This is a genomic window from Agrobacterium sp. MA01 (assembly GCF_009650195.1).
Taxonomy (GTDB): Bacteria; Pseudomonadota; Alphaproteobacteria; order Rhizobiales; family Rhizobiaceae; genus Allorhizobium.
The window spans coordinates 703,042-726,752 of record NZ_CP045854.1 but is presented as its reverse complement, the minus strand read 5'-3'; the positions used below and the strand labels follow the sequence as shown (position 1 = coordinate 726,752).

At 61.8% G+C, this 23,711-nt stretch carries 27 protein-coding genes; 12 read left to right on the top strand and 15 right to left on the bottom strand.

The features are described from left to right. The first annotated feature begins 42 nt into the window (after positions 1–42). Positions 43–609 (top strand): DUF6101 family protein, encoded by a 567-nt coding sequence (locus GH983_RS03380; RefSeq protein ID WP_054148983.1) that lies wholly within the window; start codon positions 43–45, stop codon positions 607–609. A 132-nt stretch (positions 610–741) separates the two neighbouring features. On the opposite strand, the gene ubiA is transcribed toward GH983_RS03380, so the two are convergent. Next, positions 742–1,695, bottom strand: a complete 954-nt coding sequence (gene ubiA / locus GH983_RS03375; protein ID WP_153761616.1) for a 4-hydroxybenzoate octaprenyltransferase — start codon at positions 1,693–1,695, stop codon at positions 742–744. Positions 1,696–1,776: 81 nt separating this feature from the next. Continuing rightward, positions 1,777–2,574: a MipA/OmpV family protein gene (locus GH983_RS03370; protein ID WP_153761615.1), complete on the bottom strand. Its 798-nt coding sequence runs from the start codon at positions 2,572–2,574 to the stop codon at positions 1,777–1,779. 300 nt (positions 2,575–2,874) lie between these two features. Between GH983_RS03370 and GH983_RS03365 the strand changes: the two genes are divergently transcribed. The 3 genes from GH983_RS03365 (at position 2,875) to GH983_RS03355 (ending at position 6,512) form a co-directional block, all read left to right on the top strand. Continuing rightward, a complete protein-coding gene (locus tag GH983_RS03365) occupies positions 2,875–3,762 on the top strand; it encodes a branched-chain amino acid aminotransferase (protein ID WP_153761614.1) in 888 nt (295 codons plus the stop codon). A gap of 103 nt (positions 3,763–3,865) precedes the next feature. After that, positions 3,866–5,974 (top strand): S9 family peptidase, encoded by a 2,109-nt coding sequence (locus GH983_RS03360; protein WP_153761613.1) that lies wholly within the window; start codon positions 3,866–3,868, stop codon positions 5,972–5,974. 220 nt (positions 5,975–6,194) lie between these two features. After that, a complete protein-coding gene (locus GH983_RS03355; RefSeq protein ID WP_153761612.1) occupies positions 6,195–6,512 on the top strand; it encodes a hypothetical protein in 318 nt (105 codons plus the stop codon). A gap of 68 nt (positions 6,513–6,580) precedes the next feature. Here GH983_RS03355 and GH983_RS03350 read toward each other — a convergent pair whose 3' ends face one another. Beyond that, on the bottom strand, positions 6,581–7,312 hold the full coding sequence (locus GH983_RS03350; RefSeq protein ID WP_153761611.1) for a cation transporter: 732 nt from the start codon (positions 7,310–7,312) through the stop codon (positions 6,581–6,583). A gap of 80 nt (positions 7,313–7,392) precedes the next feature. Here GH983_RS03350 and GH983_RS03345 point away from each other — a divergent pair, with 80 nt between their 5' ends. Next, positions 7,393–7,806 carry a helix-turn-helix domain-containing protein gene (locus GH983_RS03345; protein ID WP_069042011.1) on the top strand — a complete coding sequence of 138 codons (414 nt, stop codon included), beginning with the start codon at positions 7,393–7,395 and terminating at the stop codon, positions 7,804–7,806. Positions 7,807–7,855: 49 nt separating this feature from the next. Here GH983_RS03345 and GH983_RS03340 read toward each other — a convergent pair whose 3' ends face one another. Together GH983_RS03340 and GH983_RS03335 are read right to left on the bottom strand one after the other, a co-directional pair. Further along, positions 7,856–8,185, bottom strand: a complete 330-nt coding sequence (locus tag GH983_RS03340; RefSeq protein ID WP_153761610.1) for a type II toxin-antitoxin system RelE/ParE family toxin — start codon at positions 8,183–8,185, stop codon at positions 7,856–7,858. Position 8,186: 1 nt separating this feature from the next. Further along, positions 8,187–8,453, bottom strand: a complete 267-nt coding sequence (locus GH983_RS03335; RefSeq protein WP_069042012.1) for a type II toxin-antitoxin system ParD family antitoxin — start codon at positions 8,451–8,453, stop codon at positions 8,187–8,189. A gap of 264 nt (positions 8,454–8,717) precedes the next feature. On the opposite strand from GH983_RS03335, the gene GH983_RS03330 reads away from it, so the two are divergent. Beyond that, positions 8,718–9,209: a GNAT family N-acetyltransferase gene (locus GH983_RS03330; RefSeq protein WP_054148871.1), complete on the top strand. Its 492-nt coding sequence runs from the start codon at positions 8,718–8,720 to the stop codon at positions 9,207–9,209. A gap of 31 nt (positions 9,210–9,240) precedes the next feature. Then, on the top strand, positions 9,241–9,810 hold the full coding sequence (locus GH983_RS03325; RefSeq protein ID WP_153761609.1) for a DJ-1/PfpI family protein: 570 nt from the start codon (positions 9,241–9,243) through the stop codon (positions 9,808–9,810). An 18-nt stretch (positions 9,811–9,828) separates the two neighbouring features. Here GH983_RS03325 and GH983_RS03320 read toward each other — a convergent pair whose 3' ends face one another. From GH983_RS03320 to GH983_RS03295, 6 genes are all read right to left on the bottom strand, one after another. After that, complete coding sequence (locus GH983_RS03320) at positions 9,829–10,053, bottom strand: hypothetical protein (RefSeq protein ID WP_054148869.1); 225 nt, start codon at positions 10,051–10,053, stop codon at positions 9,829–9,831. A 342-nt stretch (positions 10,054–10,395) separates the two neighbouring features. Further along, entirely contained in the window at positions 10,396–11,313 is a 918-nt protein-coding gene (locus GH983_RS03315; RefSeq protein WP_054148868.1) for a cytochrome c, read from the bottom strand. 91 nt (positions 11,314–11,404) lie between these two features. After that, a complete protein-coding gene (locus GH983_RS03310; RefSeq protein WP_069042016.1) occupies positions 11,405–11,848 on the bottom strand; it encodes a cytochrome c in 444 nt (147 codons plus the stop codon). A 147-nt stretch (positions 11,849–11,995) separates the two neighbouring features. Then, the gene (locus GH983_RS03305) at positions 11,996–12,892 is read right to left on the bottom strand and encodes a metallophosphoesterase (protein ID WP_246727486.1); all 897 of its coding nucleotides are present in this window, start codon (positions 12,890–12,892) and stop codon (positions 11,996–11,998) included. Positions 12,893–12,957: 65 nt separating this feature from the next. Further along, complete coding sequence (locus GH983_RS03300) at positions 12,958–14,034, bottom strand: AI-2E family transporter (protein ID WP_153761607.1); 1,077 nt, start codon at positions 14,032–14,034, stop codon at positions 12,958–12,960. 136 nt (positions 14,035–14,170) lie between these two features. Beyond that, positions 14,171–15,052, bottom strand: a complete 882-nt coding sequence (locus GH983_RS03295; RefSeq protein WP_153761606.1) for a VOC family protein — start codon at positions 15,050–15,052, stop codon at positions 14,171–14,173. 213 nt (positions 15,053–15,265) lie between these two features. Here GH983_RS03295 and GH983_RS03290 point away from each other — a divergent pair, with 213 nt between their 5' ends. Next, positions 15,266–15,676: a universal stress protein gene (locus GH983_RS03290; RefSeq protein ID WP_054148865.1), complete on the top strand. Its 411-nt coding sequence runs from the start codon at positions 15,266–15,268 to the stop codon at positions 15,674–15,676. Between the two features lie 28 nt (positions 15,677–15,704). Continuing rightward, positions 15,705–16,025 (top strand): TraR/DksA family transcriptional regulator, encoded by a 321-nt coding sequence (locus GH983_RS03285; protein WP_054148864.1) that lies wholly within the window; start codon positions 15,705–15,707, stop codon positions 16,023–16,025. A gap of 62 nt (positions 16,026–16,087) precedes the next feature. On the opposite strand, the gene GH983_RS03280 is transcribed toward GH983_RS03285, so the two are convergent. Continuing rightward, positions 16,088–18,406, bottom strand: coding sequence for a Tex family protein (locus tag GH983_RS03280; RefSeq protein WP_153761605.1), 2,319 nt, complete (start codon positions 18,404–18,406; stop codon positions 16,088–16,090). Positions 18,407–18,579: 173 nt separating this feature from the next. On the opposite strand from GH983_RS03280, the gene purD reads away from it, so the two are divergent. From purD to GH983_RS03265, 3 genes are all read left to right on the top strand, one after another. Then, on the top strand, positions 18,580–19,851 hold the full coding sequence (gene purD / locus GH983_RS03275; RefSeq protein ID WP_153761604.1) for a phosphoribosylamine--glycine ligase: 1,272 nt from the start codon (positions 18,580–18,582) through the stop codon (positions 19,849–19,851). 125 nt (positions 19,852–19,976) lie between these two features. Then, a complete protein-coding gene (locus GH983_RS03270; protein ID WP_153761603.1) occupies positions 19,977–20,426 on the top strand; it encodes a plant virulence effector HPE1-like domain-containing protein in 450 nt (149 codons plus the stop codon). 275 nt (positions 20,427–20,701) lie between these two features. Next, entirely contained in the window at positions 20,702–22,522 is a 1,821-nt protein-coding gene (locus GH983_RS03265) for a methyl-accepting chemotaxis protein (RefSeq protein ID WP_153761602.1), read from the top strand. 58 nt (positions 22,523–22,580) lie between these two features. Here the strand turns inward: GH983_RS03265 and GH983_RS03260 are convergent, their stop codons facing one another. From GH983_RS03260 to GH983_RS03250, 3 genes are read right to left on the bottom strand one after another with little or no spacing between them, the layout of a single operon-like run. After that, positions 22,581–23,084: a DUF523 domain-containing protein gene (locus GH983_RS03260; RefSeq protein ID WP_153761601.1), complete on the bottom strand. Its 504-nt coding sequence runs from the start codon at positions 23,082–23,084 to the stop codon at positions 22,581–22,583. Further along, a complete protein-coding gene (locus GH983_RS03255) occupies positions 23,081–23,380 on the bottom strand; it encodes a type II toxin-antitoxin system RelE/ParE family toxin (RefSeq protein ID WP_153761600.1) in 300 nt (99 codons plus the stop codon). The genes GH983_RS03260 and GH983_RS03255 overlap by 4 nt, the downstream gene beginning before the upstream one ends. After that, positions 23,373–23,624 carry a type II toxin-antitoxin system ParD family antitoxin gene (locus tag GH983_RS03250; RefSeq protein WP_054148857.1) on the bottom strand — a complete coding sequence of 84 codons (252 nt, stop codon included), beginning with the start codon at positions 23,622–23,624 and terminating at the stop codon, positions 23,373–23,375. The genes GH983_RS03255 and GH983_RS03250 overlap by 8 nt, the downstream gene beginning before the upstream one ends. Positions 23,625–23,711 lie beyond the last annotated feature (87 nt).

Sequence of the window (23,711 nt, the reverse complement as noted above, 5' to 3'; positions counted from 1 at the left end):
AGCACATGACGCGCTCTCGGGTAAAACAAGGGTAGCATGAAGATGACGAACACGGTTTTGAAGCCAGCATGGGCCGGCGCCACTCTGCGTCTGGATCCCTCGCGGTTCCCCCAGCAGGTGACTTACGCATTGCGGGGCGCTCTGGGCGACGTCACGATCACCATCGACGAGCGCGGCGCCGTTCTGCGCAAGATCCTCCCCGGCAGTGGCTTGCCGCTGTCCTTTGCTCTTCCAGCGCGGGCCTTCAAGGGCGTCGCCGCGCGTGCCATCGACCATGGCGACGGTGAAGTCACCGTGACGCTTGAACTGCATCACGACGATCCGGATCTCTGCATTCCGCTGCTCGTGGCTCATGATCTCTGCGATATCGCTGCCGACTGGCGCGGCTGGGCGGATGCGTTCCGCATTCCCATGCTGATGGTCGAAGCCGATGGCGTGGCTCGTCCGCTTGAAGAGCATCTCGGCGATGTCCGCACCAAGGAAACGCAGCCGCGTCGCCGCCACTCCTATTTCGCCGAGCGTCGGCCGCGCTTCCTGGTGCGTCGCACGACCGGCAAGCTGGGTGTAACCATGAAGATTTCCGGAAAGGAAATCATCGCACGCAACTGATCGCGTCCCAACACTGAACAGCCAGAGGCCCGGAAGGCAACTTCCGGGCCTCTGGCTTTTGAGGGACATCGGCTGCCGGCGTCTCGAAATGAAACGAGATCAGCGCCTGGATTAGCGAGAACTGTACAAAGCTCAGGCGAAAGGAATGGCGGCGACGAGCCCCAAGAAAATGATCAGGCCGACGCGGTTGTTCGACTTGAAAAGCGCCAGGCACTGCGCTCCATCATCGATGTCGAGCACCTTGATCTGCCAGGCGAAGAGCGCAGCTGCAATCAAGAGACCTATGATTGCGGGGAAAGCCGCACCGGCAGCGATAAAGGCCGACAGGAGTAGCACCAGCGTCAACCCATAGAGCCCGCTCAGCCAGATCTTGGTGTCGCGATCGAAGAGACGCGCCGTCGAGCGGACGCCGACCAGCGCATCATCCTCGCGGTCCTGATGGGCGTAGATCGTGTCGTAGCCGATCGTCCAGGCGACCGCCCCGACATAGACGAGAATGGCAGCGAGCGAGAGATTGCCGTGCAGGCCGGCCCAACCCATAAGGCCGCCCCAGGAAAAAGCCAGCCCGAGGAAGAATTGCGGCCAGTCGGTGAAGCGCTTGGCAAAGGGATAGATTGCTACGACGGCGAGCGACAGGATGCCGAGCATGATCGAGAAGCTGTTGAAGCAGAGGAGCACGACGAGCCCGACCAGGGACTGCACGACCATGAAGATCTTGGCGTTGCGGCGCGAGATGCGCCCCGACGGCAGCGGACGCGACCTGGTGCGCGCGACCATGTTGTCGATCTCATGGTCGACGAGGTCGTTATAGGTGCAGCCTGCGCCGCGCATGGCGACAGAACCGACGAAGAACAGGAAGAGGTGGAAGATGAAAAGCGGAAGGTTCAGGCGCCCCTCGGCCGCAAGCGCATTGGCGGCAAGCGCCGAGGACCAGAAGCAGGGCCACATCAGGAGCTGCCAGCCGATCGGGCGATCCCAGCGGGCGAGCTGGGCATGCGGCCAGAGCCATCGCGGCAGAATGCGATAGACGAAGTTGTCGGAGGGCGCGTCGATGACGCGATCGATGTTCGGCTCAGTGGTGCTCATGGCCCAACTGATAGAGCATGGGCGGGTTCAAGAAAACCGCCCGCTCCCATCGCCGCTGCAAAATCGGCTGCGGCCTTTTCGTCAGTTGAAGCTGACGCCGAACTTATAGCTGGCAGAGACGCCGAACATCAGCTGATTCTTGCTGCCGCGTTCCTGCACGAGGCTCGAATCGGCAGCCGGGCCGGCGAGCCGCTTGTATTCGGTAAAGGCGCTCATGGTGATCTTGTCGGTGGCGTTCCAGGTGATCGCCCCGCCCGCACCATAGGAGGTCACGCCACCGTCCGGATTGTACTGGCTGAGCCCCGACGCGGCAGATTCGGCCGCGTCCACGCCGTAGTAAGCGCTGGTGTAACCGCTGGTGGCGAAGGTCATGCGCGGACCGGCCGAGACCCTGAGATCGGGCGCGATATCGGTGAAGGCATCGACCGCGATATCGGCGACCAAGCCATCATGGGCGCGGATGCCCTGACGCACTTCGGCACGGGCCCGCATCCAGTCGGTGACATAGACATCGGCGAAACCGCCGAGTTCACCGCCCCACTTGACCTCGGAGAGGCCCCGCAGCGCATCGTCAGTACCGGCGTCGCGCGAGGGCACGAACTTGCCGACAATACCGGCACGCAGAACGTCCGTGTTGTAGATTGCGAAAGAAGGATTGTCGTTGCGCGAGGAGAAGCGCGGCGCACCGCCACGGCCGACCGAAATGATCGGCTGGAAGAAGAGCTTGCGGTTCTTGGAGCCTTCGAAGGTCGGCGCGGAGATGCCGGCGCCGCCGAGGGTGACATACCAGTTTCCGGAGAAGAGACCATCGGCGAAGGCCGGCGAAGACGAGACCGCAACCGATGCGGAAAGCAGGGCGATAAGACGCAGCCTGTTCATGAAGACCCCCAAGAAAACGCAGTACACGAGACCGAAGATCGCGATCTCAACTTCGTTCAATATTTCAGGAATCCGTTACAGGATCTTTAACCACATCGGCGGCTCAGGACACTTCGGCTGCCAGGACATCAGGCGCACTGATCGATCCATCAGCCAAGCTTCTGGATTCATGTGGAAATCCACCTCGCGCGGCGGTTTTGACCTGGATCGTTGCCAAATCGTGTCCTGAGGGCGTGTTTCACCTTGACCTTGGAGCCTGAGGCGACTTTGCTGCGAAACAACGAGAACAGGAGACCCGCCATGGCCGTCGATACATCCGCCCGCACCCCCACCTTCACCTATGTCGACGGAGAATGGTTTGCCGGCAACCCGCCGCTGATCGGGCCGGTCTCGCATGCGATGTGGCTTGGCTCGACGGTGTTTGACGGTGCGCGCTGGTTCGACGGCATTGCCCCGGATCTCGACCTGCATTGCCAGCGCGTCAATCGCTCGGCCGCCAACATGGGCATGAAGGCAACCATGGAGGCCGAGGAGATCGAGCGCCTCGCCTGGGAAGGCGTCGAGAAGTTCGACGGCAAGACCGCGATCTACATCAAGCCGATGTATTGGGCCGAACACGGCCAGATGGGCTCGGTGGTCGCAGCCGATCCGGAATCGACGCGCTTTGCGCTCTGCCTGTTCGAAGCGCCAATGCACACAGCGAAGCCCTCCTCGCTGACGGTTTCCCCCTTCCGGCGTCCGACGCCCGAATGCGCGATGACCGACGCCAAGACCGGCAGCCTCTATCCGAATTCCGGTCGGATGATCATCGATGCCCGCAAACGCGGCTTCGACAATGCGCTGGTGCGCGACATGAACGGCAATGTCGTGGAGACGGCCTCCTCCAACGTCTTCATGGTGAAGGATGGTGTGGTCTTCACCCCGGCCGCCAATCGCACCTTCCTTGCGGGCATCACCCGTGCGCGCATCATGGGCCTGCTGCGCCAGGCCGGCTTCGAGGTGCGCGAGGTGACGCTTTCGGTCGAAGACTTCATGAATGCCGACGAGATCTTCCAGACCGGCAATTATTCCAAGGTCGTGCCTGTGACGCGTCTCGATGACGCGCAGTTCCAGGAAGGCCCGGTGACGCGCAAGGCACTGGAACTCTACATGGACTGGGCGAAATCGACTGCCGGCACGGACGGCTGACCCCTCGCAACGCCCCTCCCCCGCGTCCCGGCCGCTTGATCGCGGCCCCTCGCCTCTCTATCTCTCGCTGAGCTGAATGTTTCCATTTTCGGAAGGATCTCCCTTGTCCGTCTTCAAGAACCTGCCCGCCGCACCCGCCGCCGCCAAGAAGCCCGTTTCCGATACCCGTCACGGCATCACGAGAACGGACGAATACGCCTGGCTGCGCGCCGACAACTGGCAGGCCATGTTCAAGGATACCTCGATCCTCGATCCGGAAATCCGCTCCACTCTCGAAGCCGAGAACGCCTATATGGAAGCGGCGATGGCGGACACCAAGGAGCTGCAGAAGACGCTGTTTGCCGAGATGAAGGGTCGTATCAAGGAAGACGATTCCTCGATCCCGATGAAGGACGGCCCCTTTGCCTATGGCTCTGCCTTTGTCACCGGCGGCGAGCAGCCGCGCTATTTCCGCATTCCGCGTGACGGCAGCCCAAAGGACGAGTCGATCCGCGACCTGCTGCTCGATGGCGACAAGGAAGCTGTCGGCAAGGACTATTTCCGTCTGTCCGGCATCGATCACACGACAGACCACGCCTTCGGCATCTGGGGTTACGACGACAAGGGCTCGGAATACTACACCCTGCGGATCCGCGATCTCGCCACCAAGCAGGATCTGGACGATGTGCTCGAAAATACCGCCGGCGGCGGTGTCTGGGCGCCTGATGGCAAGAGCTTCTTCTATACGCTGCAGGATGAGAACCACCGTCCGTCCAAGGTCTTCCGCCATATCGTGGGTCAACCGCAGTCGTCTGACCGGCTGGTGTATGAGGAAAAGGACCCCGGTTTCTTCATGGGCGTCGGCGGCTCGTTGCTCGACGACTTCATCTTCATCGACATCCACGACCACGAAACATCCGAATACCGCCTGCTGTCCACCAAGGATTTGACGGCTGAGCCCGTGCTGGTCGCCGAGCGCGAAGAGGGCGTGGAATATTCGATGACGGAAGGCGGCGATGTCTTCTACATCCTGACCAATGCCGATGATGCCAAGGACTTCAAGATCGTCGAGGCGCCGGTGACCGCGCCGGGCAAAGCGAACTGGAAAGAGGTGGTGCCGCACGAGCCGGGCCGTCTAATCCTCAACCACATGGCGTTCGCCCGCCACCTCGTCTGGCTGGAACGTCGCGAGGGTCTGCCTGTCATCATGATCCGCGACCGCAAGTCGGGCGAGGAGCACTCGATTGCCTTTGCGGAAGAAGCCTATTCGCTGGGACTTCAGGGCGCTGCGGAATACGAGACCGATATCATCCGCTTCTCCTATTCGTCGATGACGACGCCAAGCCAGCTCTTTGACTACAACATGGCGACCCGCGAGCGCACACTTCTGAAGACGCAGGAAGTACCATCAGGCCATAACCCGGAGGATTATGTCACCCGCCGGGTCTTTGCCGAAGCGCATGACGGCGAGACGGTGCCGGTTACCCTGCTCTACCGGAAGGACACGAAGCTCGACGGCTCCGCCCCCTGCCTGCTCTATGGCTATGGCGCCTATGGCATCACCATTCCCGCCGGCTTCAACACCAATTGCCTGTCGCTGGCGGATCGCGGCTTCGTCTATGCAATCGCCCATATCCGCGGCGGCAAGGACAAGGGATTTTCCTGGTACGAAGACGGCAAGATGGAAAAGAAGGTCAATACCTTCAAGGACTTCATCTCGGCTGCCGACCACCTGGTGAGGCAAGGCTTCACCGCATACGACCGGATCATCGCCGAAGGCGGATCGGCCGGCGGCATGCTGATGGGAGCGGTCGCCAACATGGCACCGGAAAAATTCGCCGGCATCATCGCCGCCGTACCCTTCGTCGACGTGCTCAACACCATGCTCGACGACACGCTGCCGCTCACCCCGCCGGAATGGCCGGAATGGGGCAATCCGATCGAGTCGGAAGAAGAGTATCGCTGGATCGCGGCCTATAGCCCTTACGACAACGTCGATAAGAAGCCCTACCCGCCGATCATCGCTCTTTCAGGCCTCACCGACCCGCGTGTCACCTATTGGGAGCCGACCAAGTGGATCGCGCGGCTGCGGGATACGGCGCCGGATGCAGGCCCCTTCCTGCTGAAGACCAACATGGCCGCAGGCCATGGCGGCAAGTCGGGACGCTTCCAGCGATTGGAAGAGATCGCGTTTGAATATGCCTATGCGATCAAGGTGGCGGGGAAGGTCTAAAGCGGCAGCGCGGTCGCAGGCTCCAAGCAATAACGGGTGCGTTTTTGGCATTGTTTCGGCAATGCCTGAAACAGCCGCGCCTTAAAATTTCGATTCGCGGCCCGTACTTTCAGTCGCGACATTGCGCAAGGGGCAATTCCCATAGCGACATCACCGGCGCAAGCTTCGCGCAAGGTTGAAAGGTTAACAAAAGGTTAATTCTTCAACTGAGGTGTCCGCCATGAGGATCGAAAGCGGCCTGAGCGGCTACTCCTACCAAAGCCGATACGTGCCGAACACGGCAGGCGCGGAGGATGCTGCCCCCGAAACGTCCAACACCAGCGCACCCCGCGGAAGCGGTGCGAGCACGTTTTCCAGTACGCTCCTGTCGAACCAGCTGGCTTCGGCCTTGTGGACCGTCGAAGGCTCGCGCAAGGCGATCGTCGACGTCGGCAATGGCCCGAACCGGGATCGCCAGCCTGCCGACTCCCGGGTGCAGATGGTGGAAGCAGCCTACCGGGAATACGAGATACCCCCTTCGCCCTATCAGGAATTCTGATGAGACGATGCGGTCAAGAAGGCCGGCCGGCATGATGCCAGGCCGGCTTTCTTGCGTCTGGACATCCGTCAGGGGTGACGATGCACGTGCTCTGCGCCGTGCTCATGCTGAGCGTGATCATGATCATGCCCCGACCCGCAGGATACCTTCCCCGTCCCGCAGCAGGACGATGACAGGGTTATTGCTTCGCCCGCCCTCCACTCGCGGTAACTCTGGTTGAGGATCTGGACGGAGGAACTGAGGAACAGGCCTGCCATGATGCCGGCGACAATCAGGTCGGGCCAGGCAGTCGCGGTGCCCCAGACGCCGAGGGCCGCGATCATGACGATGACATTGCCGATCGCATCGTTGCGCGAGCAGAGCCAGACAGAACGCACATTGGCGTCCCCGTCCTTGTAGGACATCAGGAGAAGCACGCTCGCGACATTGGCGCCAAGCGCCAGGAAACCGATGAGGCCCATGACCGGCGCCTCTGGCACGCCGCCTTCAAAGGCCCGCCAGACTGTGGAGCCGAAGACCCAGAGGCCCATCAGGAAGAGGCTCACACCCTTGGCGGCGGCAGCCATGCTGCGGGTTTTCAGCGAGGCGCCGATCACGGCGAGCGAAATGCCGTAGGTTACGGCATCGGCGAAGAAATCGAGCGCATCGGCCTGCAATGCCTGGGAACGGGCCAGCTGTCCGGCCGTCATTTCCACGGCGAACATTCCGGCATTGATGGCAATCACCAGCCAGAGCCGGCGCTTGTAGGTGTCGGACATGCCGTCGAAAGGGGCATGGTCATGGCCGCAAGCAGCACTCATCTTTGATATCCTTCAGGTCTTGATGTGGTCATGCATCGACCTTAGGATCTCTAGTGACTAGAGGTTCAAGGGGTTATTTCATGTTTTCGATCGGGGATCTGTCCCGGCGCGCGGGGGTCAAGGTGCCGACCATCCGTTACTACGAGCAGATGGGGCTGATCTCGGCCCCGGATCGCACGGAAGGCAATCAGCGGCGCTACGAGAAGGCCGATCTTGAGCGACTGACCTTCATCCGCCATGCGCGGGATCTCGGATTTCCGATCGAGGCTATTCGGGAGTTGCTGACGCTCAGTGGCCATCCGGAAGAGCCCTGCGAGCGGGCAGACCACATCGCCCGGGAACAGCTCGATGATGTCAGGGAAAAGATCGCGCGGCTGAAGAAGCTGGAGGCGGAGCTCGCCCGCATCGTCTCGCATGGGGAATGCCATACGATCGGCGACTGTTATGTGATCCGGGCACTGTCCGATCACGGGCTGTGCGAGCACGAGCATTGAGGACCGATGCTCACGGCCCAGCGCCGGGGCAGAGGTGGAGCGGTGATTGTCAATGGCCCTCGGTTGGATTGGCCCGCTGGTCGAGCAGTGCCGCATCAATATTGCGACCTGCATAGAAGAAGCCGAGCACCAAGACGTCACCTTCCCGGGCGACGAAGGCAATGCTCAGGCGTCGGCGGAAGCCGATGATCCGAAGCCCGTCTACCGCGCCGCTTCGCAAACTTCCACGCTCAGGGTAGGCGCAGAGATCGGCGAGGAAGGATTTTACGGCACTGACATAGCTCCACGCCCTGTCCGAGCCCGAGCGTTCCGCGATGTAATCGTATAGGTCATTGAGCTCTCCGGCCGCATCCGGATGGATAATCAGCGGCCGGGTCATGTTACCGGTCACTCACGCGACTGCGGTGGCGCGCCTCAAGTCGCGCAAATACCTCGTCGCCAGAGATCAGCCGGTCGGGATTTTGTTTGGCATCGGCGAAACGAGCAGGAATTTCGACGTCGAGCCAGCGATCTCTTGCGCCATCAAGCTCATCAAGTAGTTCCAAGCCGGCGCGGACAACCGCCGAGGCATCGGAAAACCGACCGCTCGCCAGCTGACGTTCGATCCGCTCCCGATCATTGTCGTCGAGTTTAAGACTAATGGTCATCTGTCGACCTCCATGGAGACAAGCATACCATATCGCCAGCTTCAAAACAGCTGACAGTCCCCCCGTTGACAATCGATTTAAACTGGCGCATCACACCCGCCATGATCGATATCCGCGCAACCATCTCCTGCACGTATTTTTGGGCCTACCGGTAACCGGCGGCCTGACAAGATCACATTGTCAACAGGCCGCCGTCAGGCGGCCTTGTTGTTTTCCGGACGACTTTCCCCCTGACGGCACGAAATGAGACCAAGGGAAAGCAACATGACCGAAGATACAAACCTTACACTCCCCCGCCCGCCGATCGTGGCCATCCGCCATGCCAAGCCGCGCGACCTGCCGCAACTCAACGCGATGATTCTGGCGCTCGCGCAGCATCACGGCGATGCTTCGGCGATGACGCCTGATGTCCTGGAGCGCGATCTGTTCGGACCTATGCCCTGGATCCAGGCGCTGGTTGCCGACAGCGGCGAAGAGGGCCTGATCGGCTACGCCATCCTCGTGCCGCTCTACAAGGCGCAAGAAGGCAAGCGCGGCATGGAGCTGCATCATCTCTTCGTGCGCGACGGACAGCGGGGCAATGGCATCGGCCAGCATCTCGTCGACCGGGCCCGCCAGATCGCCCGCGCTTCCGGCTGTGACTTCCTTTCGGTATCGGCTGCCACCGGCAATTTCGCAGCCCACCGCTTCTACGAAAACATGGACTTCATTCCGCGCCCGGTCACCGGCATGCGTTACCTGCAGGCCTTGAGCTGAGCCTCACCCGACAGACGCAAGGAGGAACCTCATGCCCCGCATCGTGATTGCCCTGCAGAACGACTATGCCGATTGGGAACCCGCGCTCCTGATGGCGGCAACGCGTTACTGGCTCGACTGCGAAGTGGTGACGGCAAGCCCGGATGGCAAACCCGTCATCTCCATGGGCGGGCTGAAGGTCACACCCGACGTCGGCTTTGACGCGCTCGATGCCGAGCAGTTCGATGCGCTGATCATTCCCGGCGGCTATGCCTGGGAAAAGGGTGTGGCGTTTGACTTCACAGCGCTCGCCACGGCGTTTCGTGACAAAGGCAAGGTTCTCGGCGGGATCTGTGCGGCCGCGAGCGCGCTGGCGGCGACAGGCGTGCTCGACGACGTCGCGCATACCGGAAATGCGCTCGCGTCGCACAAGAAGTATCCCGGTTATCGCGGGGAGGCTCGGTATGTGGACCAACCACAGGCAGCGCGCGACGGAAAGATCGTGACCGCAGCCGGGTCGGCACCGGATACCTTTACGATCGAAGTGCTGAAGGCGCTTGATCTCTTCGGGCCCGAAGCCGAGGAAGAGCTGACGATGTTTGCCGCAGAGCATCGCCGTTGAGAACTGATGTCGTCCGCATCAGTGCCTGACGGGCGGATTCTCCGACCATTTCTGCAGCGTTGTCTTGATCAGGATGAGAGCCGCCTGCTGGGCGTGATCGCGCTCGCGCGGGTCAACGATGGCCGAGAGGCGCTTCTCAAAAGCACCAACAGTCTCATGCACCCAGCGGTGCAGAGCGGGGTCCGGATAGTTGTCGAGCAGGGACCGGAGCGCATTCTCCATCCGCCGGCGTTCGATGCTCATATCCCCTCCGCAGTCATTTCGACGACGGAAAGATGACAGACAAGGCTTGCGCGATGCTGAACAGAGCCGTGAAAGCTTGTACCAAGTGTCGATGATAAGAACCCATAGGATGGCTTATTGCGGGTTGCTGGCTAGGCGCGGCGCGCCGGGCGATGGCTCCCGCATCGGCCAAGCGGCGCAACAACGCCAGGGGCCTGCAATAAGCCACCCTTGGTCGGCTTCCCGCCTATTCTGGCGTCGCCGAGTTCCTTGACCGATGCGTCAGCATCGCTCTTCGGACCTCTCCTAGCCAGAAATTGCGGTCGAGCCGATCCTATAGATCCCTATCATCGACACTTGGTATCATTGCACCGCCGGGATCGCCTTCAGATAGGCGGCAATCGCCTCGCGATCGGCGGCCGTCAGTTCCGCCATGTTCTTCTGCACCTCGACCATGGAACCGCCGACACTGTCGTAATCGGGTGTGAAACCGGTTTCGAGATAGGTGACGATATCGCCTTCGCTCCACGACCCCATGCTCTTCGAGCCCGGCGTGATGTTGGGGATCGTGCCCTCGCCGTCCGGATTGGGACCACCGGCGAGCCACTGGCCGGAAAGGAAGCCTCCGAGCGCATTGCGCGGCGTATGGCATTCGCCGCAGTGGCCAGGGCCTTCGACGAGATACTGGCCACGCTTCAGCATGTCGGAGGCATCGGCCAGTTCAACGCGCGGGGCATCGCTGAAGAACAGGAATTTCCAGCCGCCGAGCGCGATGCGCTGGTTGAATGGGAAGCCCAACTCATGCGCAGGTGCTACGGCATCACTCGCCGGCAGCGTCTTCATGAAACCGTAGAGGTCGTTGATATCCTTCGGCGTCATGCGCGCATAGGAGCCGTAGGGGAAGGACGGGTAAAGGTGTTCGCCCGCGCGACCCACTCCACGGGTCATGGCATCGCCGAACTCGGCGAGTGTCCAGGCGCCGATACCGGCTTGCGGGTCGCTGGAAATGTTGGGTGCGTGGAAGGTGCCGAAATCGCTCTTCAGCGGTGCGCCGCCCGAAAGGACCAGCCGCGCATCGCCCGTGGCTCCGACCGGCGCATGGCAACTCGCACAACCACCGGCAAAGAACACTTCTCGTCCATGGGTGAGATCTGGTTCGCCGAGATTGGCCCAGACCGCAGGGTCCTGGCGCTGAGGCGCGGTGATGAAAAGGAACGTGCCGAAACCGGCTGCACCGAGCACGGCGAGCGTACCGAGCCCCTTTACCCATGTCGATGCCATCTCAGGCCTCCGTCTACTGCATGCACACGCCTGGAAGCGTGCAATTCGGCGGGCGATCCAGGTCGTCCGGAGATCACCCGCCGGGAGGGCCTTACTTCTTCAGACGGTAGGTCTGGTGGCAATCGCCGCAAGTGGCACCGACGGCCTGCATCGTAGCACCGACGCCGGCCTGATCAGCCGGAAGTGCGGCGAGCTGGGCTTCCGCGATGGAAGCGAGCTTGGCGGACTTGGCCTTGAAGTCGTCCATGTTCTGCCAGATCGCCGGCGCGGCTTCGGATTCCATGCCGGTTTCGGTGCCCGCGGGAAAATGGTCGGGGAAGGTCTTGCCGACTTCGGCGAGCGTAGTGAGGGCTGCCTTCACGGCTTCCGCGTCATAGGGCTTCTCGCCCTTGGCGATACCGCCGAGCGCGCCCATGGCACCGCCGACCTTCTTCATTTCATCCTGACGCACGGCCTGCGGTTCGCCCGCAGCAATGGCTGCGGTCACGCCAAGACAGATCGCCGTCGCGGCAGACAGAACGAGTTTCAACTTCATCAGCTTTTCTCCAGGGGCTCAGCCGGACGCACCGGCGATCGTTAGCAGGGCATCCTATGTTTGACGCCTTGGAACATCCGATTGAAGTCACAAAGGAGTGATGAGCATCACCCTTGGCAAGTTTCAGATATTTATGACGAATTCACGTCAGCAGGCTGTCAGTGAATTGTCAGCGGAGATGCCTGTACGGCGCTTGCCGGGACGCAGCTGAAGGCTGCGGTCGGGTTCGCGACCATGTCCCGCGATCTCGATCCGGTCATCGAAGATGGAAAGGACCGCGAAGGCGTTCTGATGCTCCGTATCGACCATGCCACGGAAGTTGACGAAGTGAACGCCGTTCTTCTCGGCATAATTGCCGGTGTGCTGGTGGCCGTTGAGGTAGGCCAGGGCCGAGGGGGACTCGGCGATGAGACCGGAGAGAGCCTCTGCACCCCAAAGCGCATGATCGGATGGCGGGTAGATGGGGTAGTGCCCGAGAAGAATGACGTCTTCGCCGCTTTCCTCGGCGGCCGCAAGTTGATCGGCGATCCAGGTCATCTGACGATCGGAAATGCCGGCATTCCACCTGTTGGCGTTCGGCGCACCTTGTTCCCGCAACGCAGCAAGACGCTGCTCGGCTTCGATCCGCCTTGGGTCGCCCTCCGGCGGAGCGAAGAGCGAGATCTCGTTGCCATCTGTGACCAGTAGACGAAGGCCCTTCATTCGCACTGCATGATAGGGCGCCGGCATCCCGAGCCTGGGGTAAACCTGCGCCAGGCACGCCGGGTCGACCATGAAGTCGTGATTGCCCGGCAGGAGAATGCGCGGCGCCTGCAACGTCTCGAGAAGATCGAGAACGGGTGGGAAATTCTCCCAACCGCGGTCGATCAGGTCGCCCAGCACCACCACGGCATCGAGGTTCTGCGCATTGAAGTGCTGCACGGCTTCACCGAGCTTGTCGAGCGAGCGGCGGAAGTAGCGGTCCCGCTCCCGATCCGGGTCGAGGTCGGCATATTGGGGATCTGCGATGATGCCGAGCCGCAGGCGGGCGAGAGTGTCAGTCATGGATGCACCGTTTGTGGTTTTCGGCGGTGCATAGGCCCTGGCCATGACGGGTGAATGACAGTCCCTCAGCCAGGAAGATTGGGCTGTATCCGGGTCTGCGGCACGATCCCGCCATACAGCGTCATGCAGATCAAGGTCAGCGGGACTGCGAGCATGGCGCCCACGGCACCCCATAACCAGGTCCAGAAGACGATGGCGACAAAGAGCATGAAGGCGTTCATCTGCAGCCGCTTGCCCATTACCGCCGGGATCAGCAGGTTTTCCAGGAGACCATCGAGAAGGAAGAAGACAAAGGCCGGCAGGAGGCCGATAAAGAGGCTTTCATGCACCAGCAAGCCGGCGATCGCCATGGCTATGGTGACCATGGCAATGCCGAGAAACGGGATAAAGCTGAGCAGGAAGGCCGCCACACCCCAAAGCGCCGGTGTACCCAGACCGCCGATCCATGCGACCACTGCGGCGACAGCACCGAAGATACCGTAAACGACGACCGCCGTCGCAAAATAATAGCCGAGCGCTTCCTCGACCTCGTTGAAAAGGCGGATGGCCTTCAGACGACGCGCACGGTCGGAAAAGGCGCGGATCAGTTCTCGACGCAGTGCCAACCGACAGGACAGGAAAAGCAACAGGCCGGCGATGAAGATGAAGAGCTGCACAAGGGCTGGCGTCACGCCGGCTGCAACGGTCGAAAGAATGGTGCCGGAATTCTCCAGCATTGTTTCCATGGAATCCGGCCCGCGCGACAGGATCGCCAGGGGCCGCTGCATCCACGGAATACCCTCAAGATATTCGATCGTGCGATTGATCATGTCCGGACCATTTTCGACCAACATGTTGATCGGCGTCCAGACGATGCTGACCAGAACGAGTAGCAGGACCAGGAAAAGGCCGGACAAGATGACGGCCGTCACAGTGGGCGGCATGCCGAGCTTGCCGAGACGGTCGGCCGCAATTCCGAGGATGAGGCCGACGACGATCGCCATGGTCAGCGGGATGAGGATGAACGAAGCCAGATGCAGCGCGACAAGCGCAAAGATCAGAAAAAGACCAATGACCGACCAGGACACGACATAGTCGAGCCCCGTCTTCTTGAAACGGACCTTGCGAGAGGGACTATGGCGATGGCTGACCTGCACGTTCACCGGACGCTCCCGGACAGGCATTTCTCTCGGCTGATAGATGATGACATGATGTTGTTCCCTCGCGACGTCCTTCAACGTGCGGGAACAACATCCGTTCCACCGGGAATAACACGGTCAGTGTTTCGGATACGGCAGATCAGCTCTGAGGTGCGACCAGCGTCAGACCGATGCCCCATGGATCTGCGAGACTGAAGCCGCGCGGGGTCCGCTCCACCTTGATTTCCAGGCTTTCCAGAGTGGTCAGCACGTCGGTCAGAACAGAGTGATCGTTGAAGGCGAGTTCGTAGTCCTGGAGCCCGGTCATTGCCCCTGTGCGAGCTGGCGCCTTGCGGCTGTTCCAGATGTTGGCGGCCACATGATGATGGTAGCTGCCGGAGGCATAGAAGCTCGCTCCCGGATAGCTCGCCATCTTCTTCAGACCAAGCACGCCTTCGTAGAAACGGTCCGCTTCAGGCACGTCGCCGACCTGGAGATGAATATGTCCAAGAGCCGCGTCCGGCGAGATGCCGGCCCACGGGGTCTTCGGAGCACCGTCATAGAGCGCCTGCAGATCAAGCCGGCGCGTGTCCATCTCGACGGTCCCATCAGGATGATAGGTCCATTCCTCCGGCTTGCGGTCCCGGTAGACCTCGATGCCGTTGCCTTCCGGGTCGGAGAGGTAGATCGCCTCGCTCACAAGGTGGTCGCTGGCACCTTCGAACTGGAGGCCGAGATTGGCAGCGTGCGCCAGCCAGTGGGCGAGCTCGGCGCGATCGGGCATGAGGAAGGCGTTGTGAAAGAGACCGGCTGCATTGCGGGGTGCAGCGGCTGCATCGCCGCGCGTCGTCAGGGTCAGGAGAACGCGATCACCGGCGCCGAGCTCGACACCACTCGGTCCATGCGCCAAGCGCTTCAGCCCGAGGGCCTTCTCGTAGAAGCCGGCCATCATCTCCAGATCACGCACGACGAGATGGGCGCGGCCGACATGCACGGGGCGGCTTAGGGCAAAGGATGCGGTTTCTGCATGGGCGGATGTCATCACGGTTCTCCTGCGGCCGAAAGCGACCTCTGGACCCAGATATGGGATAAAACCGTCGTTCACAAAAGACGACATTTCTTCGAAACATCGTTCGATAAAGATTGACGACCCGACACGCCTCAAAGTTGATCCTGATCAATGCGGCGCAGCACCAACGGACGCATTCTGCCCTCATAAAGAGGAAACACCCGGTGGGTGACAAAGGAGAGCAAGATGTACAAGAAGATCATCGTTCCGGTCGATCCGGCAGCCATTGCGGTCGGCGAGACGATCCTGACCAAGGCAAAGTCCCTGCTCGACGCAGGCGGCGAGATCGTGCTTCTGACCATCATCGAGGACATCCCCGGCTACCTGGCGATCGACGTTCCGGTCGACCTCATCGAGGGCGCGATCAACGACGCCAAGGCCAAGCTCGTCACGCTCAAGGAAACGACAGGGGTCAGCGCCCATATCGAGATCCGCTCCGGCGCCCCAGCCCGCGAGATTCTGGCGACAGCCGAGGAGCACAAGGCGGACCTGATCATCGTCGGTTCGCATGTGCCCGACTTCTCGAACTATTTCATCGGCGCCACGGCAGACCGGGTGGTGCGCCACTCGAAGATCTCCGTGCTGGTCGATCGGTGAGGTCATGATGGAGAACCCCGTACAAGCCATGGACACGGCCCATTTCGAACGCATCCTGCTTGCCCGCAAGGACGAGATCGAGCGGCGACTGAAGAAGATCGACACCGATCTCGGCACCCTGAAGAGTGCCGACAGCACCGAACGCGCGACCGAGGCGGAGAACGACGAAGTGCTGGAGGAATTCGGCCAGGTCGGCGAGGAGGAATTGCGAGCGATCGATGCCGCTCTGGACCGAATTGCCAAGGGGCGGTATGGTCAATGCGTGACATGCGGCGAGCCGATTTCGATCGAGCGGCTGAAAGCCGTGCCGCATACGCCATTCTGCCAGGACTGTGCAGCCGCTCATTGAGCGGTAGCTTTCGAGGGGCGATGGGCAGGCCGGAGTGATAAGCTCCGGCCTGTTTCTTTTTGCTATTTCTTGCGCATGGCTTCGGCGAGTGCCGCCCCCAGGCCACCCATCGCAGGCTGTTCCGGCTTCGGCGGGCGAGCGTTGGAATGTTTCATGGCGCTGGCATTGCCACGCGCATCGCCGCGCATCGAGGGCTGTTGCGCCTCGCCGCCGTCTTTCCGCATGGTGAGGGCAATGCGCTTGCGCTTGACGTCGACTTCGACGACGCGGACCTTCACGACATCGCCGGCCTTCACCACCTCATGCGGATCCTTGACGAAGCGATCGGCAAGCTGCGAAACGTGGACCAGTCCATCCTGATGCACACCGATATCGACGAAGGCGCCGAAGGCGGCGACATTGGTCACGGTTCCTTCCAGCGTCATGCCGACCTTGAGATCGGTAATTTCATCAACGCCCTCGGCAAAGGTGGCGGTCTTGAAGCTTGGACGCGGGTCGCGACCCGGCTTTTCCAATTCGGCAATGATGTCCTTGACCGTCGGCAGACCGAACTGCTCGTCGATAAAGCGCTTCGGATCGAGGCTCTTCAGCGTCGCGCTGTCGCCCATCAGCGAGCGCAGGTCGCGGCCACAGGCGGCGACGATCTTCTTCGCCACGCCGTAAGCTTCCGGGTGGACGGAGGACGCATCGAGCGGCTCCTTGCCGTTCGGAATACGCAGGAAGCCGGCGCATTGCTCGAATGTGCGGGCGCCGAGGCGCGGCACTTTCAGGAGATCCTTGCGGCTGGCGAAGGGGCCGGTCTCGTCGCGATGGGCAACGATGGCCTCCGCCGTCGTCTTGCCGAGGCCCGAGACGCGGGCGAGCAACGGGGCGGACGCCGTGTTCACGTCGACGCCGACGGCATTCACCGCGTCTTCAACGACGGCATCCAGCGAGCGGCCGAGGCGACCCTGGTCCACGTCATGCTGGTACTGGCCGACGCCGATCGATTTTGGCTCGATCTTGACGAGTTCGGCCAGCGGGTCCTGCAGACGCCGCGCAATCGAGACGGCGCCGCGCAGGGAGACGTCGAGATTGGGGAATTCCTTTGCCGCCGTTTCCGAGGCTGAATAGACGGAGGCGCCGGCTTCAGACACGATGACCTTTGTCGGCTTCGGGGCGGTCGCGGGGAACTGGGCGAGCATATCGGCCACCAGCTTTTCCGTCTCGCGGCTGCCGGTGCCGTTGCCGATCGAGATCAGCTCGACATTGTGCTTGCGGATGAGGCTGGCGAGTTCGGTCTGGCTGCCGCGGATGTCGTTGCGCGGCTGGAAAGGATAGACGGTGGTCGTCTCGACCACCTTGCCGGTGCCGTCAATGACGGCGACCTTCACGCCGGTGCGGATGCCCGGATCAAGGCCCATAGTCGGACGGGAACCGGCGGGGGCGGCAAGCAGCAGGTCTTTCAGGTTACGGGCAAAGACATGGATTGCCTCTTCCTCGGAGCGTTCGCGCAGGTCGCGCATCAGGTCGAGCGACAGCGATACGGAGAGCTTCACCCGCCAGGTCCAGCCGGCGACCTCCAGAAGCCATTGGTCGGCGGGGCCCTTGGCCGCGACCTGATAGGCGCTAGCGATCATGCGCTGGCTGGTCTTGATCGGGGATGTGTCGTCGCGGTCGACTTCGATTGCGAGCGACAGAAATTCCTCGTTCCAGCCGCGCAGCATGGCGAGCGCCCGATGGCCGGGGACGGTTGCCCAGCGTTCGAAATGGTCGAAATAGTCCGAGAATTTCGCACCCGCCTCGGCCTTGCCATCGACGAGCTTGGAATAGAGGATCGCGCGATCCTTCATGTCGTTGCGCAGGCGGCCGATGAGATCGGCGTTTTCGGAGATCTGCTCGGCGATGATGTCGCGGGCGCCTTCGAGCGCTGCCTTCACGTCCGCAACGTCCTCGGTGATGTAACCGGCTGCCAGCTTCTGGGGATCGCTCGTCCGGTCGGCGAGGATCGCATCGGCCAGCGGCTGCAGCCCCTTTTCCCGGGCGATCTCGGCGCGGGTGCGGCGCTTCGGCTTGTAGGGCAGATAGAGGTCTTCGAGCTCGGCCTTGGTGGTAACCTGGGCGATCTTGCGGGCGAGCTCGTCGGTCATCTTGCCCTGGCCGTCGATGCTCTCGAAGATCGATTTGCGGCGGGCGGCAAGCTCGCGCAGGTAGATCAGCCGTTCGGCGAGGTTGCGCAGCTGAGTGTCATCCAGGCCGCCGGTCACTTCCTTGCGGTAGCGGGCGATGAAGGGGACCGTGGCCCCCTCATCCAGCAGACCGACGGCGGCCGTTACCTGATCGGGACGGGCATTGATCTCGGTGGCGATGAGGGCGGCAATGGATCTGATGTCGTCGGCCATGGGTGTTCCATTCATTCATTCAGGGTGCGGACCATAGCGGGCGAATGCGGCAAGGCAACGGGCATGCGCCCCACTTCACAGGAAAGCAGGGCCATCCAAGGTCAATTCGGCTTGACCTTTCTCCCCTTCCCCCTTAACCGCCGGGCATTCCCTTGTGGCACTGGAGGCTGGCGATGAAGGTTTTGTTGATCGGGTCGGGTGGACGCGAACATGCGCTGGCCTGGATGATTGCCCAGTCGCCGCTTTTGACGAAGCTTTATGCCGCCCCCGGCAATCCGGGGATCGCCGAAGAGGCCGAGCTTGTTGCGCTCGACACGGAGGATCACAGCGCGGTCGTGCAGTTCTGCAAGGACAAGGCGATCGACTTCGTCGTCGTCGGCCCGGAAGCACCGCTGGTGGCTGGCATCGCCGACCGGCTGCGCGAGGCGGGCATTGCCGTCTTCGGACCGTCTGCGGCCGCCGCCCAGCTCGAGGGCTCCAAGGGCTTCACCAAGGACGTCTGCGCCCGGTTCAACATTCCAACCGGCGCCTATCAGCGTTTCAACAATGCGCCGAAGGCCAAGGCCTATGTGCGCGAACAGGGCGCGCCGATCGTCATCAAGGCCGATGGCCTGGCCGCCGGCAAGGGCGTGACGGTTGCCATGACGCTGGATGAGGCGCTCGCAGCCATCGACGACTGCTTCGAAGGTGCCTTTGGGGCTGCCGGTGCCGAAGTCGTGGTCGAAGCCTTCCTCGACGGCGAAGAAGCGAGCTTCTTCTGCCTCTCCGACGGCAAGTCGCTGCTGCCGCTTGCGACCGCCCAGGACCACAAGCGCGTCGGCGACGGCGATACCGGGCCGAATACCGGCGGCATGGGCGCCTATTCGCCGGCACCTGTGATGACACCTGAGATGGTCGAACGGACGATGAAGGAGATCATCGAGCCGACGATGCGCGGCATGGCCGAGATGGGCCACCCCTTCCAGGGCGTGTTCTTCGCCGGGCTGATGATCACCGAGAAGGGTCCCGAACTGATCGAATACAATGTCCGCTTTGGCGATCCGGAATGCCAGGTGCTGATGATGCGGCTGAAGAGCGATCTTTTGGCCATCCTCCATGCCTCGGCCACCGGCACGCTGGATCAAGTGACGGCCGAGTGGAGCGAGGACCCGGCACTGACCGTGGTGCTGGCGTCCAAAGGCTATCCGGGTGCTTATGACAAGGCGACGCCGATTGCCTCGCTTCCTGAGGCGCGCGATGGTGCCAAGGTCTTTCATGCGGGAACGGCGATCAAAGACGGCCAGCTGGTGGCAACGGGTGGACGTGTGCTCAACGCCACGGCCCGCGGCACGAGTGTAGCCGAGGCTCAGGCTGCGGCCTATGGCCTGGTTGATGCCGTAAAATGGGAGAACGGCTTCTGCCGCCGCGACATCGGCTGGCGGGCGATCGATCGCGAAAAGGCCTGACGGGCAAGCGCTCTCCCACCGCCGGGAGCATGAAATCGATCATTCGTTCAAATTTTACCAAAGCTCCTGACCGGATCGAAAGAAACGATCGCTAATGTTCATCCCAACAATCGGGGAATAACGTGATGCGTTTCATCGTTTCGACATCCATGATGCTTGCCGTCTCGGCGCTTGCCATGCCGGCTCAGGCCGGTTCGATCTCGACCGTGACGGGGCTTGCAGCTGCCCAACCGAGCATTCTTGCGATCGATTGTGCCCATTGCCCGCCGCCCGCTGCGCGGGTCGGACGGACAGATTATCAGGTCCCCACCGTTCCAAGCGGCAGCCAGACCGCGGAAGTGGTCGATGTAGATGGCGAAAAGAAGCTGAAGCGGGTGGAGAGCTGGCTCGGCGGCTCGCCCGTCGTGGTCTACACATCCGCGACAGGCTGGGCCACCGACGGCTCGACCATCGTCGCAGGCGGCCTGCCCGCAGTTAACGAAATCGACCATGGCGCAACGACCGCCGCCGTCGATGCGCCGGTCGAGGCCGACAAGGCACCGGCGCTGGCAGGCTTCGACCTGCGTCTAAACTAATCCCCCCATCCGCCCGCCTAACGATCCGGGCGCGGCGGTCTCTCGTGGTCGACACGGACATAACGCCCGGCCCAGTCCGGGCGTTATGCCGTGAGCCACTCCCCCATATATCATCGGTATTTTTTCATATCGCCGCATCTGTGGACGCTTAAATTCATTTAAATCTTTAAAGGCGAGGCTGTCTTGCAAATCCTCGGGACATGACGTGCCGATCCGTTCGACTGTTCCACCTCCCTGGCGCCCGAACCGCACGACAGACGAAAGCTCCCTCGCCCATGAAAAACCTCCGGATTTCCTTCCAGCTGATCTTGCTGATCGGTGGCCTGATGGCGGCTTTTGCCGCCGCCACTTATCTGCAGGTCCGTTCCTCCACCGAGACCATCTACCAGCAGCGCTATGAACTTCTGAGAACACAGGTGGAATCGGCGCTCTCGGTCATGAAGGACTACAACGACCGCGCCGCGGCTGGCGAGTTCTCCGTCGAGGAGGCCCAGAAGCTCGCTTACGGGCAGGTTGGAAAGATGCGCTTCGAGCCGGACGGCTATTTCTTCGCCTATGACTACGACGTCGTGATGGTCTTTCATCCCAATACCAAACTGATCGGCAATTCCGGCAAGGGCAAGGGCGACCCCAACGGCTTCCTCTACCGCGACGAACTGGTCAAGCTCGGTCGCGCCGGCGGCGGTTTCGTAGAGTTCATCGGTCCCAAGCCGGGCCAGGATCCGAACGATTACAGCTTCCCGAAGGCCGCTTACGGCAAGGCGTTCGAGCCCTGGAACCTCGTCGTTGTCACGGGCCTCTATACCGACGACCTGAAGGCCGAGATCCGGTCCAGCATCATGAAGACGGTCGGCATGTCCGCCGGGATATTCTTCCTTGCTCTGATCGCGGCCTATTTCGTCATCCGCAACATCACCACCCCGCTCAAGGCGATCCATGACGCGCTGGAAGCCGTGGCCGACGAGAATGTCAACATTGCCATCCCGCATACCGACCTCAGCAACGAGATCGGCATGATGGCGACCGCCACGAAGAGCCTGCAGGACAAGGTGCGCGAGCGCCATGCGCTCGCCGCCCGCCAGGAAGAGCAGAAACGCGAACTCGACAGCGAACGCAGCCAGAATGCAGAAGCGCAGCTTGCTGAAGCTCGCCAGCAGGCGCATGTCGTTTCGACCATCGGCCAGTCGCTGGAACAGCTCGCCCATGGCGACCTGACGGTGCGTTGCGCCGATCTGGGCCCGAAATATGCGGCACTCCGTGACAACTTCAACGATGCGCTTGCCCGTCTCGAAGAGGCCATGGCCCGCGTCAACCTCAAGGGCAACGATATTGCCGTATCGAAGGAAGAGATCCGTCGGGCCTCGGGTGAGCTTGCCACCCGCACCGAACGTCAGGCCGCCAATCTCGAGGAGACGTCTGCCGCCCTCGACGAGCTCACCGTCGCAGTTCGCCAGACGGCGGATGGCGCACGGGAAGCCGCCAATCGCGTCGGCACGGTCAGCGACGAGGCCCGCCAGAGCGACGAGATCGTTACCAAGGCGATCAACGCCATGAGCGGCATCGAGCAGTCTTCCGCCGAGATCACCAAGATCATCGGCGTGATCGACGAAATCGCTTTCCAGACCAACCTGCTTGCACTGAACGCCGGTGTCGAGGCGGCCCGTGCGGGCGAAAGCGGCAAGGGCTTCGCCGTCGTTGCGCAGGAAGTTCGCGAGCTTGCCCAGCGCTCCGCGGCTGCCGCCAAGGAGATCAAGGACCAGATCGCCCGCTCGTCGGCTCAGGTCGAACAGGGCGTGCAGCTGGTCGGCCAGACCGGCGAAGCGCTGAAGCGCATTTCCGACCAGATCGCCAGCGCCAACGACATCGTCTCGAAGATCTCGCACAGCGCCCAGGAGCAGGACACGACGCTTCGGTCGATCTCGTCCGCAGTCAACCAGCTCGATACGGCAACCCAGCAGAATGCGGCGATGGCCGAGGAAACCACGGCCTCGGCCGAGGTTCTCGCCAACGATACCGGCGACCTGCTGGACCTGATCCGCAGCTTCAAGACCAGCCAGGCTGGTGCTGGCCAGCCGCAGTATCGCATGGCGAGCTGAGCGAACACCGCATCCATGAACACAAGGCCGCCGGAGCAATCCGGCGGCCTTTCTCGTTTCAGCGGATGCTTTTGATGTGTGCTTCGAGCTTGTCGAGTTCCAGGTCGGAGAAGACGTCGATGCCGGCCTGACGCATCAGGGCTGCCGTGACGCCAAAACCGGGATGGCGGGTGCCGGAAAACGAGCCGTCATAGATGAAGCCGGATCCACAGGATGGGCTGCCGTCGATGAGAAGGGCTACGTCGCAGCCCTGCTCCCGGGCAAAGGCGACGGCCTTGCGGCCACCCTCGATAAATTCCGCAGTGACGTCGCCGCCTGTCACTTCCAACACCCGGGCCCGACCGGCAAGGACATCGTCACCGTTTTTGCCGCCTTCGATTTCAGCGGGTGGACGTGGCGTCGGCAGGCCGCCGGCCTGTTCGGGGCAGTAACCGACGAGCCGGCCCTCGGTCTTCCAACGCTCAATCAGGGGATCGTGGAGGGGCTTGCCCTTGCCGTCGTAACGGACAGGGCGCCCGAGCAGGCAGGCGCTTATGAGAATCTTGGGGGGCATCAAGGTCAGTCGTCCAGTTTACCCAGATAGTCGGCTCGCTCGTGAATGATGCGCACAACTTCCACCATGCTATCCTCCAGAATGACGTAGAAGATCAGATGTGAGCCGCAACGACTGCGGCGGTAACCAGACCGCAATGAAGGTACCTCGCTGCCTGAAAACGGATGGACTCCGATTTCCCCGATCATCGCAAGGATCTGCCTGAGGTATCGCTCGGCTTGAGCCTCAGACCATCGATCCCGCGTGTAGTCACCGATTTCGAGAAAATCCTGGCGTGCGGCCGGACTGAGCCGGATCTCAGCCACGGCTTTTCCATCTTTCGCGAACGGAAGTCATGAGATCTTCTGGATCGAAAGAAACGGAGGGCCCACTGTTTTCCCCCTCGATCAGCGCGTTGCGCAGCCATTCGACCCTGGCCTGCTCCTCCTTCAAAAGCTGCAGACCGGCTTCGACCACCTCTTGCGCCGACTTAAACTGGCCGCTTTCGAGCTGGGCGTCGATGAAGCTGTCAAAGGGCTCAGCGATGGTCACCTGGACGGGCTTGTTCATGCGAGTGGCCTCCGGCTTTCTTCGCGTCAAGAATAACACAAGATATCGCGGTCAGAAAACGGTCACTGGAAATGAAAAACCCCGCCG

Excerpts from the sequence above, each read along its gene's own strand:
- GH983_RS03380 (WP_054148983.1), top strand. The coding sequence starts at position 43 with ATGACGAACACGGTTTTGAAGCCAGCATGGGCCGGCGCCACTCTGCGT.
- ubiA (WP_153761616.1), bottom strand. The coding sequence starts at position 1,695 with ATGAGCACCACTGAGCCGAACATCGATCGCGTCATCGACGCGCCCTCC.
- GH983_RS03370 (WP_153761615.1), bottom strand. The coding sequence starts at position 2,574 with ATGAACAGGCTGCGTCTTATCGCCCTGCTTTCCGCATCGGTTGCGGTC.
- GH983_RS03365 (WP_153761614.1), top strand. The coding sequence starts at position 2,875 with ATGGCCGTCGATACATCCGCCCGCACCCCCACCTTCACCTATGTCGAC.
- GH983_RS03355 (WP_153761612.1), top strand. The coding sequence starts at position 6,195 with ATGAGGATCGAAAGCGGCCTGAGCGGCTACTCCTACCAAAGCCGATAC.
- GH983_RS03350 (WP_153761611.1), bottom strand. The coding sequence starts at position 7,312 with ATGAGTGCTGCTTGCGGCCATGACCATGCCCCTTTCGACGGCATGTCC.
- GH983_RS03345 (WP_069042011.1), top strand. The coding sequence starts at position 7,393 with ATGTTTTCGATCGGGGATCTGTCCCGGCGCGCGGGGGTCAAGGTGCCG.
- GH983_RS03340 (WP_153761610.1), bottom strand. The coding sequence starts at position 8,185 with ATGACCCGGCCGCTGATTATCCATCCGGATGCGGCCGGAGAGCTCAAT.
- GH983_RS03335 (WP_069042012.1), bottom strand. The coding sequence starts at position 8,453 with ATGACCATTAGTCTTAAACTCGACGACAATGATCGGGAGCGGATCGAA.
- GH983_RS03330 (WP_054148871.1), top strand. The coding sequence starts at position 8,718 with ATGACCGAAGATACAAACCTTACACTCCCCCGCCCGCCGATCGTGGCC.
- GH983_RS03325 (WP_153761609.1), top strand. The coding sequence starts at position 9,241 with ATGCCCCGCATCGTGATTGCCCTGCAGAACGACTATGCCGATTGGGAA.
- GH983_RS03320 (WP_054148869.1), bottom strand. The coding sequence starts at position 10,053 with ATGAGCATCGAACGCCGGCGGATGGAGAATGCGCTCCGGTCCCTGCTC.
- GH983_RS03315 (WP_054148868.1), bottom strand. The coding sequence starts at position 11,313 with ATGGCATCGACATGGGTAAAGGGGCTCGGTACGCTCGCCGTGCTCGGT.
- GH983_RS03310 (WP_069042016.1), bottom strand. The coding sequence starts at position 11,848 with ATGAAGTTGAAACTCGTTCTGTCTGCCGCGACGGCGATCTGTCTTGGC.
- GH983_RS03305 (WP_246727486.1), bottom strand. The coding sequence starts at position 12,892 with ATGACTGACACTCTCGCCCGCCTGCGGCTCGGCATCATCGCAGATCCC.
- GH983_RS03295 (WP_153761606.1), bottom strand. The coding sequence starts at position 15,052 with ATGACATCCGCCCATGCAGAAACCGCATCCTTTGCCCTAAGCCGCCCC.
- GH983_RS03290 (WP_054148865.1), top strand. The coding sequence starts at position 15,266 with ATGTACAAGAAGATCATCGTTCCGGTCGATCCGGCAGCCATTGCGGTC.
- GH983_RS03285 (WP_054148864.1), top strand. The coding sequence starts at position 15,705 with ATGGACACGGCCCATTTCGAACGCATCCTGCTTGCCCGCAAGGACGAG.
- GH983_RS03280 (WP_153761605.1), bottom strand. The coding sequence starts at position 18,406 with ATGGCCGACGACATCAGATCCATTGCCGCCCTCATCGCCACCGAGATC.
- purD (WP_153761604.1), top strand. The coding sequence starts at position 18,580 with ATGAAGGTTTTGTTGATCGGGTCGGGTGGACGCGAACATGCGCTGGCC.
- GH983_RS03270 (WP_153761603.1), top strand. The coding sequence starts at position 19,977 with ATGCGTTTCATCGTTTCGACATCCATGATGCTTGCCGTCTCGGCGCTT.
- GH983_RS03265 (WP_153761602.1), top strand. The coding sequence starts at position 20,702 with ATGAAAAACCTCCGGATTTCCTTCCAGCTGATCTTGCTGATCGGTGGC.
- GH983_RS03250 (WP_054148857.1), bottom strand. The coding sequence starts at position 23,624 with ATGAACAAGCCCGTCCAGGTGACCATCGCTGAGCCCTTTGACAGCTTC.